Origin of the sequence: Flavobacterium sp. S87F.05.LMB.W.Kidney.N (assembly GCF_004366435.1) — a bacterium.
Lineage (GTDB): Bacteria > Bacteroidota > Bacteroidia > Flavobacteriales > Flavobacteriaceae > Flavobacterium.
On record NZ_SODX01000009.1, the window covers coordinates 1 to 16,311 of the forward strand.

Annotated in this window: 15 protein-coding genes; 7 read left to right on the plus strand and 8 right to left on the minus strand. The window is 31.9% G+C overall.

The window, feature by feature from the left end:
- Positions 1 to 759: 759 nt before the first annotated feature.
- Positions 760 to 1,443, minus strand: coding sequence for a DUF4294 domain-containing protein (locus tag EDB96_RS20675; RefSeq protein WP_134142859.1), 684 nt, complete (start codon positions 1,441 to 1,443; stop codon positions 760 to 762).
- An 81-nt stretch (positions 1,444 to 1,524) separates the two neighbouring features.
- On the opposite strand from EDB96_RS20675, the gene EDB96_RS20680 reads away from it, so the two are divergent.
- The 6 genes from EDB96_RS20680 to EDB96_RS20705 all read left to right on the plus strand — a co-directional run bounded on the left by EDB96_RS20680 (position 1,525) and on the right by EDB96_RS20705 (position 10,244).
- The gene (locus EDB96_RS20680) at positions 1,525 to 2,613 is read left to right on the plus strand and encodes a M42 family metallopeptidase (RefSeq protein ID WP_134142861.1); all 1,089 of its coding nucleotides are present in this window, start codon (positions 1,525 to 1,527) and stop codon (positions 2,611 to 2,613) included.
- Positions 2,614 to 2,672: 59 nt separating this feature from the next.
- A complete protein-coding gene (locus EDB96_RS20685; RefSeq protein WP_134142862.1) occupies positions 2,673 to 3,353 on the plus strand; it encodes a response regulator transcription factor in 681 nt (226 codons plus the stop codon).
- Entirely contained in the window at positions 3,350 to 4,711 is a 1,362-nt protein-coding gene (locus tag EDB96_RS20690; RefSeq protein WP_134142864.1) for a sensor histidine kinase, read from the plus strand. Before EDB96_RS20685 ends, EDB96_RS20690 begins: the two co-directional genes overlap by 4 nt.
- Before the next feature lie 85 nt (positions 4,712 to 4,796).
- Positions 4,797 to 6,044 carry a TolC family protein gene (locus tag EDB96_RS20695; RefSeq protein ID WP_134142865.1) on the plus strand — a complete coding sequence of 416 codons (1,248 nt, stop codon included), beginning with the start codon at positions 4,797 to 4,799 and terminating at the stop codon, positions 6,042 to 6,044.
- A 12-nt stretch (positions 6,045 to 6,056) separates the two neighbouring features.
- Positions 6,057 to 7,142 carry an efflux RND transporter periplasmic adaptor subunit gene (locus EDB96_RS20700; protein WP_057115035.1) on the plus strand — a complete coding sequence of 362 codons (1,086 nt, stop codon included), beginning with the start codon at positions 6,057 to 6,059 and terminating at the stop codon, positions 7,140 to 7,142.
- A 3-nt stretch (positions 7,143 to 7,145) separates the two neighbouring features.
- Positions 7,146 to 10,244: an efflux RND transporter permease subunit gene (locus EDB96_RS20705; protein ID WP_134142867.1), complete on the plus strand. Its 3,099-nt coding sequence runs from the start codon at positions 7,146 to 7,148 to the stop codon at positions 10,242 to 10,244.
- A gap of 168 nt (positions 10,245 to 10,412) precedes the next feature.
- Here the strand turns inward: EDB96_RS20705 and EDB96_RS20710 are convergent, their stop codons facing one another.
- Complete coding sequence (locus EDB96_RS20710; RefSeq protein WP_134142868.1) at positions 10,413 to 10,793, minus strand: ankyrin repeat domain-containing protein; 381 nt, start codon at positions 10,791 to 10,793, stop codon at positions 10,413 to 10,415.
- A gap of 359 nt (positions 10,794 to 11,152) precedes the next feature.
- Here EDB96_RS20710 and EDB96_RS20715 point away from each other — a divergent pair, with 359 nt between their 5' ends.
- Positions 11,153 to 11,695, plus strand: coding sequence for an SRPBCC family protein (locus EDB96_RS20715; RefSeq protein WP_057115032.1), 543 nt, complete (start codon positions 11,153 to 11,155; stop codon positions 11,693 to 11,695).
- Between the two features lie 62 nt (positions 11,696 to 11,757).
- Here EDB96_RS20715 and EDB96_RS20720 read toward each other — a convergent pair whose 3' ends face one another.
- The 6 genes from EDB96_RS20720 to EDB96_RS20745 form a co-directional block, all read right to left on the minus strand.
- A complete protein-coding gene (locus EDB96_RS20720; RefSeq protein WP_134142869.1) occupies positions 11,758 to 12,138 on the minus strand; it encodes an ankyrin repeat domain-containing protein in 381 nt (126 codons plus the stop codon).
- Between the two features lie 284 nt (positions 12,139 to 12,422).
- Positions 12,423 to 13,379 (minus strand): phosphoribosylaminoimidazolesuccinocarboxamide synthase, encoded by a 957-nt coding sequence (locus EDB96_RS20725; RefSeq protein WP_134142871.1) that lies wholly within the window; start codon positions 13,377 to 13,379, stop codon positions 12,423 to 12,425.
- Between the two features lie 136 nt (positions 13,380 to 13,515).
- Positions 13,516 to 14,346, minus strand: a complete 831-nt coding sequence (locus tag EDB96_RS20730; RefSeq protein ID WP_134142872.1) for a Cof-type HAD-IIB family hydrolase — start codon at positions 14,344 to 14,346, stop codon at positions 13,516 to 13,518.
- Positions 14,347 to 14,485: 139 nt separating this feature from the next.
- Positions 14,486 to 14,848 (minus strand): DUF1801 domain-containing protein, encoded by a 363-nt coding sequence (locus EDB96_RS20735; RefSeq protein ID WP_134142873.1) that lies wholly within the window; start codon positions 14,846 to 14,848, stop codon positions 14,486 to 14,488.
- Between the two features lie 7 nt (positions 14,849 to 14,855).
- Complete coding sequence (locus EDB96_RS20740; RefSeq protein WP_134142875.1) at positions 14,856 to 15,131, minus strand: hypothetical protein; 276 nt, start codon at positions 15,129 to 15,131, stop codon at positions 14,856 to 14,858.
- A gap of 123 nt (positions 15,132 to 15,254) precedes the next feature.
- Entirely contained in the window at positions 15,255 to 16,205 is a 951-nt protein-coding gene (locus EDB96_RS20745; protein ID WP_134142876.1) for a PhoH family protein, read from the minus strand.
- Between the last annotated feature and the right edge of the window lie 106 nt (positions 16,206 to 16,311).

Genomic DNA, 16,311 nt, shown 5'->3' on the forward strand with positions numbered 1-16,311 from the left:
ATTCTTCTCTCAGTATCTCAAGGAACTTCCCGTATTTGCGGGGTGCAAATGTAATATCCGTTTTCCATTCCCACAAGCTTTTTCTAATCTTTTTTCGAAAATTTCTTTTCTCTTTTAATTAGTTTTTCCTGCCAGTCTGTCTGTGAACATTGCGTTGTTGCGGGTGCAAAAGTACCACCTTTATTTACATCTGCAAGACTTTTTTTTATATTTTTTCCATCTTTTTTATAAATAACTGGTTTTGTGTTTTTTACAAGTCAAAGTTTTTTTCGCCGTTTTGCCTTTATTGGGGATTTTGGCTGTTTTGCTTCGCTTTGCATGGTTCTGCCGCCAAGGCACTAAGGTCCGAAGTGTGGTTTTTTCTATGTTTTTTTAAATCCCGCAGAGGCGCTAAGTTTCTATTTTTTACTTCGTTTTTTCTTCTGAAATGGTCTTTTCTTGCCGATTTTTTCTTCTGAAAACTAATGTCCCAGCCCCGATAGTCCCGAGGATTCGGGAGGAAATCCTTTTTGGGGCGGGGTTCGACCCAAAAAGATTGAAGCGGACAGCGGGAATAGCTTCTAATTAAAAACAAATTCTAAATTCTAATTTCTAAATTTTAAATTCCAAATTCCAAATCATAGCATTGGGCTTCGACTCCGCTCAGCCTGACACTTGACATTTAAATTAAATTATAGTTCTCCTTATATATATGTATAAAAAACAAACCCGGCAGGTTTTTAAAACCTGTCGGGTTGCAGAACATATTATATATAGGAGTTATTTTTTATTTAGCTCTTTTGCTCTTTGCTGCCACTTAACAGAAAGGTCGTCGTAGTTTACGGGATTGGCTGGTTTTTGATTTACTAATCTTCCGGACTCAAACGCTCGAACTAAAATTGTTTCTATTAAATAATCTTCGTTTACATCATATGGTTTGTATTCTGTTTTTAAACTTATATCGAATAAGTTTGCGGTCGTATTAGACACAAAAGCTTTAAAACCGCTTTTCAAGGTTTTGATGAGATCGTAAGTTGTGATTCCCGTTTGACGATGAATTAATTTTACAAGAATCTGTCCTTGCTTTCTAGAAAGCTTTTTAAGTCTTTCTTCGAATTCGTTATTTAAATAATCTTCTACTATTTTAAAATACTTCTTTTTTTCACGGTTTGTTTTTAAACGCGCCATCCCATTGTTTAAAGCTGTCAATCTATCCGAGGCTAATTTAGCGTACGGATAAACCTTATATACTCTGTTCTGAAGAATTTGAAATTGTTTCAATTCCTCAGGGTTCATCTTCTCTCCTTTTGAAATAATTATTTCAGGTAACTGGATGGTATCGTTTAAAATAGAATCTTGTTCTGTTAATATATACCCCATTTGTTCGTTCTCTTTTGGAGTAACTTGAGCGCTGGATGAAAAGGAAACTAATAGTATAAACAAAATAAAACTGGTAAATCTCATTGAATCATAATTTAAATGTAAAATTATATATTTATACACAACTCTAATACCAAATTTATATTTTAGCGGAAAAATATTTTTATGAGTACAAAATCTATCTTAAAAGATACTTCTATAGCTTTCTTAGAAAGCTACCTAAATAATGCTTCTCCTACTGGTTACGAAAGCGAAGGACAAAAGCTTTGGATGAATTATTTGAAACCTTATGTTGACACTTTTATCACTGATACTTACGGAACGGCTGTTGGAGTAATTAACCCTGATGCTCCTTATAAGGTTGTTATTGAAGGTCATGCTGATGAAATTTCGTGGTATGTCAATTATATTACTGAAGATGGATTATTGTATGTTGTTAGAAATGGAGGTTCAGATCATCAGATTGCACCTTCTAAGCGCGTTCATATCCATACTAAAAAAGGTATTGTTAATGGTGTTTTCGGCTGGCCGGCGATTCATACTAGATTACGTGATAAGGAAGAAGTTCCTAAAACAAGTAATATTTTTATTGATTTAGGATGCGAAAATAAAGAGCAAGTTGAAGCTCTTGGTGTTCATGTTGGATGTGTGATTACTTATCCTGATGAATTTATGGTTTTAAACGAAAATAAATTTGTCTGTCGCGCTATCGATAATAGAATGGGTGGTTTTATGATTGCCGAAGTGGCTCGATTACTTCATGAGAATAATAAAAAACTACCATTTGGTCTATATATTGTTAATTCTGTTCAAGAGGAAATAGGTCTTCGCGGAGCTGAAATGATTGCACATAGGATAAAACCAAATGTTGCTATTGTGACTGATGTATGTCACGATACAACAACTCCAATGATTGATAAAAAAGTAGAAGGTGATTTGAAAATGGGAAAAGGTCCAGTTATCGCCTACTCTCCTGCTGTACAGAATAATTTACGCGATTTGATTGTTGATACTGCAGAAGAAAATAAAATTCCATTTCAGCGTCATGCTACATCAAGATCTACAGGGACAGATACTGATGCTTTTGCTTATAGTAATGGCGGAGTTCCGTCAGCATTGATTTCACTTCCATTGCGTTATATGCATACGACTGTAGAAATGGTTCATAGAGATGATGTTGAAAATGTAATTCAATTGATTTATGAATCGCTTTTGAAAATTGAAAATAACGAGACTTTTTCATATTTTAAATAAGACATAAATGTAAATCCGGTTGGATTTGATTTAACCGGGTTTACAAATAATAAATTCACATGAAAATATTACTACTCGAAGACGACTTTACTTTATCAAAGGAAATCTCAGCATTCTTTACTTCAAAGACGTTCGAGTGTATTCCTTATTATGATGGTTCGCTATTGCTGAAAAAATATTTTCCATATGAATATGATCTAATCATTCTTGATATTAATGTACCTGGCACAAACGGAATCGATGTCTGCAAAGGTATTCGAGAAGTCGACAAAAAGACACCTATTATTATGCTGACTGCTTTTAGCGAAATTGAAGATAAACTATCTTCTTTTGATAATGGCGCAGATGATTATTTAGTAAAACCTTTTCACTTTGATGAATTGTATGCTAGAGTTCAGTCTCTTTTAAGACGAAAAGATGTTCCGCAGCAGGTAGATAATAAAATAGTGATAAAAGATCTTGAGATTTTTGAAGACGACATGAAGGTTTTTAGATCTGGTGAGGAAATTAAACTTACTCCAAAAGAGTTTAAACTTATTCTTATTCTCGCACATGCAAAAGGAAAGGTTCTTTCAAAGCAATTTATTGCAGAAAAGCTTTGGGATTATCATATTGAAACCAATCAAAATACTATTGAAGTTTATATTAATTTTTTGAGAAAGAAAATAGACAAAGATCATGATACAAAACTTATTCGCACCAAAGTTGGTTACGGATATTATCTAAGCGATCAAGAATGACATTAAAAAATCGAATATCACTTTTAGTTAGTTTACTGTTTACCATTCTATTTGGATTGGCATCTACGGTGATATTCATTTTATATTCTAATTATAGAAAAGAAGAATTTCGTGAACGACTTGAAATCAAAGCATTATCTAATATAAAATTATTAGTAAATGTAAAACAAGTTGACAATCAGCTTCTTAAAATAATAGATCAAAATTCTATTAATAAATTATATGATGAAAAAACATTAGTTTTCGATTCTAATTATAAATTGATTTACAGCAGTATTGATGATGCTAAAATTAATTGGTCTGTTGACGATTTAAAGTATTTAAAAAAGAATAAAACTTTTTTTAAACAACAGGGTAATTATGAAGTTTATGGTGTCTTTTATGATACTAATGATAAAGATTTTTATGCTTTAATTTCTGCAACAGATGATTACGGAAATAGAAAACTGCTTTTTCTTCGATATACTTTGGTCATTTCATACATTTTTTTCACTACTATCTGCTGGCTCTTGACCTCTTTTATGGTTAGGAAAGCTATGAATCCGCTTAATGCTTTTCATCAAAAAATAAAAAACATAAACGAAAATAATCTCGATACCAGGATTGAATCTAAAAGCAGTAAAGATGAAATTGATCTAATTGCCGACGAATTCAATTTTATGATGGATCGAATTGAAATCTCCTACCAAAAACAAAAGGAGTTTACGGCACACGCTTCGCATGAATTGCGTACACCACTTTCTAGAATGACTTCACAAATAGAAAATGCAGTTGCAGATCCTGATATTAAACCTAAAAGTAAATCCTTCTTAAATGCAATATTAACAGATGTTAACCACTTAAGTGAATTAATCAATTCGTTATTAATTCTTTCAAAAATCGACAATCGAAATGCTGAAAGTCATGAAATTCAGCGCATAGACGAAATCTTATTTTCATCTATTGAAAAGATAAACAAAACTTTTCCAGATTTTGTGATTCTTTTTGAAATGGAGGAAAGTGATGATCTAGAAACTGCATTAGAAATTGAGGGGAACAGAAATCTTTTAGAAATAGCCATTACAAACGTTTTAAAAAACGCTTATGTTTATTCCGATAATAAGCAGGCTAAAGTTAAAATTAGTACAGAAGACGATTTGCTTGTTTTATCGATTTCTAACTCTGGCAGAACTTTGACAGAGTTAGAACAAAAAAATCTTTTCCAGCCTTTTATGCGCGGAGAAAATGCGAAAGGAATAACAGGTTTTGGACTTGGACTTCGTATTGTAAATAGAATCCTTACTCTTCATAATTCATACATAACATACAGTATTCCAGTTAATAACATAAATTTATTTTGTATTATTTTTCGTAAATAATTTATTTTAAGCTATTTTTAAGGTGGATTTTAAGGTGTCTTAAAGTCAGCCGATAGCATATTTGTATAAAATAAATTTGATACGAATGAAAAAACTATATGCATTCTTACTATTTGTATTGCTCAATCAAATAGTAATGGCTCAAAAAACAGTCACACTTCAAGACTGCGAAAGCCAATTCTTAAAAAAGAATCTTTTTTTACTGGCATCTCAATACAACATCGATGCCTCAAAAGCATTAACCATTCAAGCTCGTATTTGGGATAACCCCACACTTTCTGCAGAATTGAATGCTTATAATCCAGAACGCGATAAGTATTTTGACATTGGTAAAGATGGCCAGAAAGTTTTTGCGGTAGAACAGTTAATTTATCTTGGCGGAAAAAAAAGAAATGAAGTAAGATTAGCGCAAGCAAATGAAAAGCTTGCAGAACTTCAATTCAACGATTTACTTCGCAACTTAAAATTACAGCTACGCAAAAGTTTTTTCACCGTGTATTACAACACAAAGAATCTTGAAAATACTGATAAGCAAATTGTACATATTGAAAACTTAATTAATTCGTACTCAGTTCAGGCTCAAAAAGGAAATATTCCATTAAAAGATGTTGTGCGTTTACAATCGCTCTATCTTAATTTTAAGAATGAACGAATGGAAGTCGTTAATGACAATATAGAAGAACAGGCAAACTTAAAACTGCTGCTCAATGAAACTGAAAATGTGATTCCAGTTGTAAGCAAAGATGATTCTGATAAATATTTGAAAACAATTCCATTTGATCTAAAAGGTTTCGAAGACCAAGCAATTGCCAATCGACCAGATTATTTAGCAAAACAAAAAGAAATTGATGCTAATGAATTGAATGTAAAATGGCAAAAATCACTTTCTGTTCCGGATATTACATTGGGAGCAAATTACGATCAGCGAAGTGGAGCTTTTAATAATGAAGCTAATTTAACAGTTGGAATTCCTTTACCGCTTTGGAATAAAAACAAAGGAAATATCAAATATGCCCAAACTATTCTGGAACAATCTAAAATTGAAAAACAAAATTTCGAGTTGCAGCTTCAAACAGAGATTACTTCGGCTTGGACTAAATGGGATGAATCGAGACAAAATTATGCTGTTATTAAACCTACTGTAAATTCAGACTTTGAAGCTGTTTACAACGGAATGCTGACCAACTTTCAGAAAAGAAACGTAAGTCTTTTAGAATTTACCGATTTTATGGAAAGCTACAATCAAGCTATAATTCAATTAAATGAATTAAAGAAAAAAGTAGTGTTGGCCGGTGAAGAATTAAACAGTACAGTAAATAAAGATTTATTTTAAAAAATTAAAGCAATGAAACATACATTATTCATAGGAATCGCAATTGTAAGTCTATCTCTGGCAAGCTGCAAAAAAGAAGTAGAAAATCCTGAAACAAATACCTCTTTTGTTTTAAGTAACGATATGCTCAAAACAACTACAACTGCTGCTGCGGAAACTCAGCCGTTAAAAAATGAACTTAGTTTTTATGGAAAAATTACTGCTGACAACAATAAAATGATCGATGTTTATCCGTTAGTTGGAGGAAATGTAATGAAAGTAAACGTTGAACTTGGAGATTATGTGAAGAAAGGGCAAGTCCTTGCAACTATAAAAAGTACAGATGTAGCAGATTTTGAAAAGCAGTCTATAGATGCTAAAAGTGATTTGCTTGTTGCTAAAAACAACTTAAAAGTTGCCCAAGAATTATTCGATGGTAAATTAAACTCTGAAAGTGATGTTCTCCAAGCCAAATCTGAAGTAAATAAAGCGCAGTCGCAATTGAGCAAGGTTCAGGAAACCTACAAAATTTATAACATAAAGCCAGGATCAATTTACGAAGTAACAGCGCCTATCAGTGGTTTTATTATTCAAAAAAGTATTAATCAAGACATGCTTTTACGTAATGACCGCTCTGAAAACATTTTTGATATAGCAGAAATCAGTGAAGTTTGGGCAATGGCCAACATCAACGAAATTGATATTAATAAAGTAAAACTGGGAACAAGTGCCGCGGTTACTACATTGAGTTATCCAGATAAAACATTTTACGGAAAAGTTGACAAAATCTACAACGTAATTGATCCCGAAACTAAAGCGATGCAGGCAAGAATCAAATTAAAAAATACGGATTACCTGCTTAAACCGGATATGAATGCAAATATAAAATTGTCTTTTAGCGAAAATCAATCTATGATAGCCGTACCTAGTAAAGCTATTGTATTTGATAAAAGTAAAAACTTTGTTGTGGTATTTAAAGACCGTAATAATATAGAAACTAGACAAGTAGAAGTATATAGAGTTGTTGGCGATATTACTTATATCTCAAGTGGTTTAAAAGAAAACGAAAAGGTAATCACAAACAATCAGCTGTTTATTTATGGTGCTTTAAATAATTAAAACATGAACAAATTCATTAAAAATATTATTGCTTTTTCATTAAAGAATAAAGCATTTACCTTCTTTTGGGTTGGATTATTGGCTGTGGCAGGTTTTATTTCATTCAAAAATATGCCAATTGATGCTTTTCCAGACGTTACCAATACACAGATTATTATAATTACACAATGGAATGGGAAAAGTGCTGAAGAAGTAGAACGCTTTGTTACCTCTCCTATCGAAATCTCAATGAACTCAGTTCAGAAAAAAACGAGTGTTCGAAGCATTACTATGTTTGGATTATCAGTTATTAAAATCATTTTTGATGATGGTGTCGACGATACTTTTGCTCGTTTCCAAGTAAATAATCTGCTTAAAAACGTTTCTTTACCAGATGATGTAGAACCAGATGTTCAGCCTCCATACGGCCCAACTGGTGAAATTTTCAGATATATTGTAAAAAGTAACAGTAGAGACAGCAGGGAGTTATTGACTTATCAAAACTGGGTAATAGATAAACAGCTTCGCTCTCTTCCTGGTGTTGCAGATTTAAATGTTTTTGGAGGGCAGACTAAAACTTACGAAGTTGGTGTAGATCCTATTAAACTTGCCAAATATAATATTACTCCATTACAAGTTTACAATGCTGTAAATGCAGGAAATTTAAATGTTGGTGGTGACGTAATTGAAAAAAATGGACAAGCTTTTGTCGTTCGAGGTGTTGGTTTATTAAAATCTAAAGCTGATATTGGTAATATTATTGTTGATGATGCTGGTGGAAACCCAATTTTGGTTAAAAATCTAGCTGATGTTTACGAAAGTTCTATGCCAAGGGTTGGACAAACTGGTCTTGGAAATAATGATGATGCGGTTGAAGGAATCGTTGTAATGCGAAAAGGAGAAAATCCGCAGGAAACGCTTGCTCTAATAAAAGCAAAAATCAAAGATTTAAATGACAATGTTCTTCCAAAAGACATTAAAATAGAAACTTTCTACGATCGAGATAATTTAATGAATTTCACTACCGAAACGGTAATGCACAATTTATTTGAAGGTATTATCCTGGTTACCTGTGTTGTATTTCTTTTTATGGCCGACTGGCGAACTACTTTTACAGTTTCTATTGTTATTCCGCTTTCGTTATTATTTGCGTTTTTATGTCTAAAAATGATGGGAATGAGCGCCAACTTATTGAGTTTAGGTGCAGTCGATTTCGGAATTATTATTGATGGTGCCGTCGTAATGGTCGAAGGTTTGTTTGTGGTTTTAGATCATCGAGCGCATCAATTGGGAATGGAAAAATTTAATAAAATTGCAAAAGGAAGCTTAATTAAGAAAACAGGAACAGAAATGGGTAAGGCTATTTTCTTTTCTAAATTGATTATTATTACAGCTTTACTTCCAATTTTTTCATTCCAGAAAGTTGAAGGGAAAATGTTCTCTCCCCTAGCCTTTACTTTAGGTTTTGCATTATTAGGGGCACTTATTTTCACTTTAACTTTAGTTCCTGTTCTTTCACATATTTTATTGAATAAAAATGTAAAAGAGAAACATAACCCGTTTGTAAATTTTTGGGACAGAATTGTTTCTAAAGGTTTTGCATGGACATTTAAGCATAAAGCAAAAACTTTAATTGCTTCTATTGGTTTGTTAGCCGCAGTTTTCTTTTCTGCAGGATTTTTAGGTACGGAATTTTTGCCGCAGTTAAATGAAGGTGCATTATGGGTTACTGCTGAATTACCAATGAGTACTTCATTGCCAGAAAGTGTTAAAACAGCAGCAATAATTAGAAAAGACCTAGAAAGTTTTCCAGAAGTTAAAAATGTTTTATCGCAAACTGGGCGAAGCAATGATGGAACCGACCCAAATGGTTTTGGATTTATCCAGCTTCAAGTTGATTTAAAACCAAAAGCAGAATGGACAAGAAAAATTTCTATGGATGAGCTGATTAATGAAATGGATAATAAATTAAAAGTCCACCAAGGAATTACTTATAATTATTCGCAGCCCGTAATTGATAACGTCGCAGAATCTGTAGCTGGATTTAAAGCTTCAAATGCTGTTAAAATTTATGGTGATGATTTAAATAAATTAGATCAGCTTGCCAATGAAGTCCTAGCTCAAATTAAAGATATTCCAGGTATAAAAGATGCAGGAATTTTAAGAAATGTGGGACAGCCGGAAATAAGCGTAATCTTAGATCGTGAAAAAATGGCAGCTTACGGAGTAACTTTAAGTGATGCTCAAGCGGTATTAGAATTAGCTTTTGGAGGAAAAACTGCTACTGAAAAATACGAGGATGAAAAGAAATTTGATGTTCGTGTTCGTTTTTCTAAAGAATACAGAAAAGATGAAAAAGATCTTGAAGAAATTAAAGTTCCAACCATAAGCGGCATCAAAATTCCCTTGAAAGAAATCTGCGATATTAAAACCATTACCGGTCCAGCATTTATTTATAGAGATAATACAAAACGTTTTATTGGTGTAAAATTCTCTGTTCGTGATCGAGATTTAGGAAGTACAATTGCAGAAGCACAGTCAAAAGTCAATAAATTGAAACTTCCTGCAGGTTACACAACTGGATGGACCGGAGAATTTGAAAATCAGGTTCGTGCCAGTGCGCGTTTGGCTCAAGTTGTGCCTATCAGTTTAATTGGAATTTTTGTATTGTTGTTTATATTGTTCGGAAACTTTAAAGATTCTCTTCTTGTTTTAGCAAATGTTCCGTTTGCCATAATTGGAGGAATTATTGCACTACATATTACAGGAATGAATTTCGGAATTTCTGCTGGTGTTGGTTTTATTGCCCTGTTAGGTATTTGTATTCAAAATGGAGTTATTTTGATATCTGAATTCCATCATAATTTAAAGGCCAAATTCACGCTCGAAGAATCCATCTTTATGGGGGTAAAAGCCAGAACAAGAGCGGTTGTAATGACAGCATTAATGGCTTCAATCGGATTAATGCCTGCTGCAATTTCTACAGGAATTGGATCAGAATCACAAAAACCACTTGCAATTGTAATTATCGGAGGGCTTATAACAGCCACAGTTTTAACTTTATTGGTATTTCCAATTTTATTCTGGGTATTCAACAGAAAAAAACATGTACCAATTGAATAATAATTTTAATAGTTTTAGTTTAAATCAATTTGTTGGATTTAAAAAAGGAAAGCATCATTCTTTGTAATGGTGCTTTTCTGTTTATAAACTGTACAAGAAAATAAAGCATAAAAAAAGACCTTTTGCTCAGAAAGGTCTTTTTAATACTAACTCAAAACTTTTAAACTGTTATCTCAATTCTTTCAAAATCGCAATCGATTCTGTAGCATTTGATAATTCTGCATATTTTAATGCAGTGTATCCTTTTTCATTTTTCAAATTTGGACGAGCTCCATTTTCCAATAAAATTTTAACAATTTCATGCTTGTTATAACGAGCAGCGATCATTAAAGGTGTAAAATCTTCAGAGATTTGATTAACATCTGCACCGTATTCAATAAACTTTTTAACGGTTTGCAAATCTCCTTTACTAATTGCAATATTTAATGGGTTTGCTGTATAACCTGTACGCTCAATTGGATTTTTAATTGTTGAAACTCCATTTGAAGCCATTGCTACATTTCCAAATGTTACCAAGGCTAGTCCTAAATAAATAACTGATTTTTTCATAATGATTGATTGTTGTTAAAATGATTGATGATGATGATTTTTAATTTCCATGTAAAAGTAACTATTTTTATCGTATTATGCATTACAAAGTACCATGTTTTAATCAATTGTTAACAGTAACTTAATAAAACCATAATTAAAAGACTTGAATGTTACCAAATTCATGGTTTTACTATAATAGACTACAAAAAATGAAAAATGTTACAATAAATTCGAAAAAACTTTTTTTTTATTTTTCAAAATTCTGTCCATCAGCGTATATCGAAATCTTTATTTTTTAATTTTACTATTCTATTCAAACTATAAACCATTAGATTTATAGCATTTTACTTAAAATAATAACCAATAAATCAATAGCTATGATTATTATAAAAAGAATACTCGTCGTTTTAATTTTAATTATTTCATTAGTATTAATAGTGGCTTATTTTATGCCAAAAGAATATATGGTTGAAAGAGAAATTACAATTAATAAACCAGTTGACAGCGTTTTTAAATATGTAAAATCATTAAGAAATCAGAATGAATTTAGTGTTTGGGCCAATATTGATCCGAAAATGAAAGTGAGTTACAAAGGTACCGATGGAACTGTAGGTTCTATTTCTTCTTGGGAAAGTAATGTAAAAGAAGTTGGAGTTGGTGAACAAGAAATAACTAAAATAAAAGAAAACAGACAAATAGATTTTGCACTTCGCTTTAAAAAACCAATGGAAGATACAGCAGTTGGATTTATGTCAACAGAACCTCTTTCTGGAAATCAGACAAAAGTAAAATGGGAAATAAATGGTAAAATTCCGTATCCAACAAATATTATGCTTCCAATGCTTAGATTAGACCAAATGATTGGAAAAGATTTACAAAAAGGTTTGGAAAATCTGAAAAATATAATGGAAGAAAAATAAAATAGACTTTAAAAAAAGAAAAACATCATTTTATCAATGATGCTTTTCTTTTTTTAATGGTATTATCTCAACCCTTTTAAAATAGCTACAGATTCATCTGATTTTGCATATTTGGCATAATCTAATGCTTTTAAGCCATGGTCATTTTCGATTGAAGGTTTGGCTCCATTGGCTAATAAAATTTTAATGATGTCCACATGATTAAAACGAGCGGCCAGCATTAAAGGCGTCATATTTCGTACAATTTTATTAACATCAGCACCATATTCGATACTTTTTTTAACGTTTTCAAGATTACCCTGACATATAGCTTCATGCAAAGGTGATGCTAAGTAAGTTGAAATTTCAATTTGATTTTTAATTGCCGGCTTTTGATTAGAAGCTGTTGCAAAATTTGTAAATACAGCCAAAGCCGTTCCCAGAATGATTACTTTCTTTTTCATGATTGATGTTTGTTAAATGATTAATGATTGTGATGATTTCTAATTAGACGCATCTTATAGGTAAAACGTTGCATCAAAATGAAAAAAAATTTAAAAACTCTTAAAACAACAAAGCGCAATCAGAAAAACTGAAATGCGCTTTTTGCATAATTAACATTATATTTTTAATTTGAATTTGCTATTTCAAATCAATCTTCACAAAAGAAAATGCCCTGCTGTAAGATATACAAATAGCAGGGCACTCTTTTTACTTTACGGTTTTAATAGTTAGTTTAAACCAGAAATTAATATTTAGAAGATAGGTATTCTAATACGTTTTTATTAATACGCTGATCAATATTATCGATATCAGCTTTTACGAATTTTTCTCCTAAGATATTCTCGTATAATTCAATATATCTTTCAGAAACAGATTCAATATATTCATCAGACATATCTGGAATCTGCTGTCCTTCCTGCCCTTGAAAACCATTTTCGATCAACCAGCGGCGAACAAATTCTTTAGAAAGTTGTTTTTGCTCCTCCCCTTTTTCTTGTCTTTCGACATATCCGTCAGCATAGAAATAACGAGAAGAATCTGGTGTATGAATTTCATCAATTAAAACTATAACGCCGTCTTTAGTTTTTCCGAACTCGTATTTTGTATCCACTAAAATTAATCCGCGAGAAGCTGCAATTTCAGTTCCTCTTTGAAAGAGAGCACGAGTATATTTTTCTAAAATCAAATAATCTTCTTCAGAAACAATTCCTTTTGCCAAAATAGCTTCACGAGAAATATCTTCATCATGAGAACCATTATCTGCTTTTGTAGTTGGAGTAATAATTGGCTCAGGAAATTTATCATTTTCTTTTAAGCCATCAGCCATAGTAACACCGCAGATTTGTTTTCTTCCTGCTGCATATTCGCGAGCTGCATGTCCAGACAAATAACCACGAATTACCATTTCTACTTTAAAAGGCTCACATAAATGTCCAACAGCAACGTTTGGATCTGGAGTTGCAATTAACCAATTTGGAACAATATCTTGAGTCAATTCCATAAATTTAGTAGCAATCTGATTTAAGATTTGTCCTTTATATGGAATTCCCTTAGGCAAAACTACATCAAAAGCAGAAAGTCTGTCAGTTGCTACCATTACCAAAAGTTCGTCGTTGATATTATAAACTTCTCTAACTTTTCCGCGGTAAACTGATTTCTGATTTGGGAAATTAAAATTTGTAGTTGTGATTGTATTGCTCATTATCTAGTTGTGTTGTTTTTTATGAATGCAAATTTAAAATTATTTCAGAGAGTTACACCATGAAATTTTAAGATTCAGAAATAAAAAAATCCCTAAATAAAATATTTAAGGATTTTAGTTTGAATATGATTCAAAATTAACTTGAAGCTAATTCTTTATCTAAAATTTTAGATGCAATATATCTTGCTACACCATCTTCTGCATTGGTTTTAATAACTTCTAAATCTGGTAAAGTTTCTTTTAGAACCGCTGGAGCATTGCCCATAATTAAGCCTTTTCCAGACGCAGATAACATTTGCACATCATTAAATCCGTCGCCAAAAGAAACTGCTTGATCTAAAGTGTAACCTTCTTTTTCTAATACTTGTTCAATTGCAACTGCTTTATCTATAGATTTATCCATAAACTCTAAGCAGGTTGGTAAACTAAAAGCATGATGCAAATGTTCTGAAGAATTGGCCAAAACATCGTCCTTTAGTTTTACTAATTTTTCATGATCGTCGCATGAAAAGAAAATTTTGATTGCGCCAAAATCTTCCAGATTTTTATAATCTACTAATTCTGGGCGGTATTTTAATTCGGCTTGAAAAGAATTAAGTCTTTCGTTCCATTTGTTAGTCTGCCAAACATTTTCCTTAAATAAAACTACTGTAATTGCAGGATCAATTTCAACATTCAATGCGGCTTTAACCACATCACTGTCTAGGTTAAAAGCAAAAAGCTCTTCTTTATTTGGTGAATGAATTCTAGCTCCGTTTGAACTCACTAAATATACCGGAACTTCAAGTGTTTCAATAATTGCCATTGCATCAAGATGATGACGGCCAGTTGCTACAACTATAAGGTAATTTTGATTGTGCAGTTCTTGAAAAATTGATTTAGTATATTCTGAAATTCTGTGTTGAGGGTTGAGTAAAGTTCCATCAAGGTCACTTACTACAACTTTTATATTTTTAAGTTTTGTCATATTAATTATCAAATATTGATGTTATGCAAATTTACGGCTTTAAGCTCGTTTAGACAAAGTTTCCTAACTTTGAAATCTAAAAATGGGCTAAGTTTATTATTTATTTAACTATTTGATTAAATATTGCGATTTAAATATTTTAAACTTTTATAATTCCTAACTTATATAAGTTTACAGCTTTCTGAATTACAATTTCAATTTCTTCTAAAGGTAAATCTTCATTAACATCAAACATCATAATTTTCATTCTCGAACGCTTTTCCTGAATCAGAAATGGTTCGTCAAAATGTTTTCCTTCCACAATTCCGATATACGGTTTTTTAAGTTTTTTATAAATCCATAAATAGCAAAACATTTTACGTTTATAACAGAAAAAAGGCATTCCGTATTTTAAAGTATTCGTTATATTTTCATCTTGTTTCAAAATGATTTCTTTTAATGCCAAAAATATTCCTTTTACAGGTTCTTCTTGATTTAAGTAGAAATCATCTAATTGTTTCATTGTATCTTCACTTTTTAATAAATCGACTTAAAATTAAAAATGTTGGAAATAACATAATTAACTGAATTAAAAAAACAGGATAAAGCAAATCAGCGTTAGCATATCTATAACCAAAGCTTACAATTGATACAGGAAAAGTTATTATTAATCCAAACAATGACCAACTTCCATAAAATAAATCTTTAGGATAAATGGAGCATACAGACAACGTTCCTAATCCTACATAAAATAAAGAAATTTTAAATGCAAAAACTCTATTACCAATGATTTTTAAAGTCTTCATTTTTATTAATTTAAAAAAAATATTCGTTTTACACTTTTCCAAAGAAACAAGTGTAAAACGAATATCAATAAATGTTAAAACACAATTCACGATTTACATTTAACATTTTACTAAAATTAAAAATTAGTCGTGATTCTCTATTTGTTTGTAGGCGTCAATTACCTTTTTAACCAATCTGTGGCGAACGATATCTTTATCATCCAGATAAATAATTCCTATTCCGTCAATATCTTTCAGAACCAAAATTGCTTCTTTCAGACCAGAAATAGTTCTTCGTGGTAAATCGACCTGTCCAGGATCGCCAGTAATCATAAATTTAGCGTTTTTTCCCATACGGGTTAAAAACATTTTCATCTGTGAGTGAGTGGTGTTCTGGGCTTCATCAAGGATTACAAACGCATTATCAAGCGTTCGACCGCGCATAAACGCAAGCGGCGCAATCTGAATAATCCCTTTTAAAATGTAATCTTCGAGTTTTTCGTTGGGAAGCATGTCACGCAGCGCATCGTAAAGTGGCTGCATGTAAGGATCGAGTTTTTCTTTCATATCCCCAGGCAGAAATCCGAGATTTTCTCCGGCTTCCACTGCAGGACGAGTCAAAATAATCCTTTTTACTTCTTTATCTTTTAACATTTTAACCGCCATAGCGACACCGGTATACGTTTTTCCAGTTCCAGCAGGACCAATAGCAAAGACCATATCATTTTTCTTAATGGTATCAACCAGCAATTGCTGATTTGGCGTCATCGCTTTGATAATCTTACCGCCAACACCATGAACTAAGATTTTGTCATGATCGTAAGCTCTTTTATCTTCTTGACCATCACTCATGATTACACGTTCAATTACATTATCATCAATATTATTGTATCGTGTGAAATGAAGCATTAATCTTTGAAATCTTTTTTCAAATTCATCTAAAACTTCTTTTTCGCCAAATGCTTTTAAAGTTGTCCCTCGCGCTACGATTTTAAGCTTTGGGTAATACTTTTTAATAATTTCTAGATGGCTGTCCTGTGCGCCCCAAAATTCTTTTGGAGCAATATCTACTAGCTCGATTATTCTTTCGTTCAAATGAAGTAGTTTTAAATTAAAATTCCTTTTTTCTTATTTAGGGGTTGTCGGGTCTTTTTTATTAGTCTCAGTTTCCAGCTGCAGTTTCAGTTTTCCATTTTTGTAG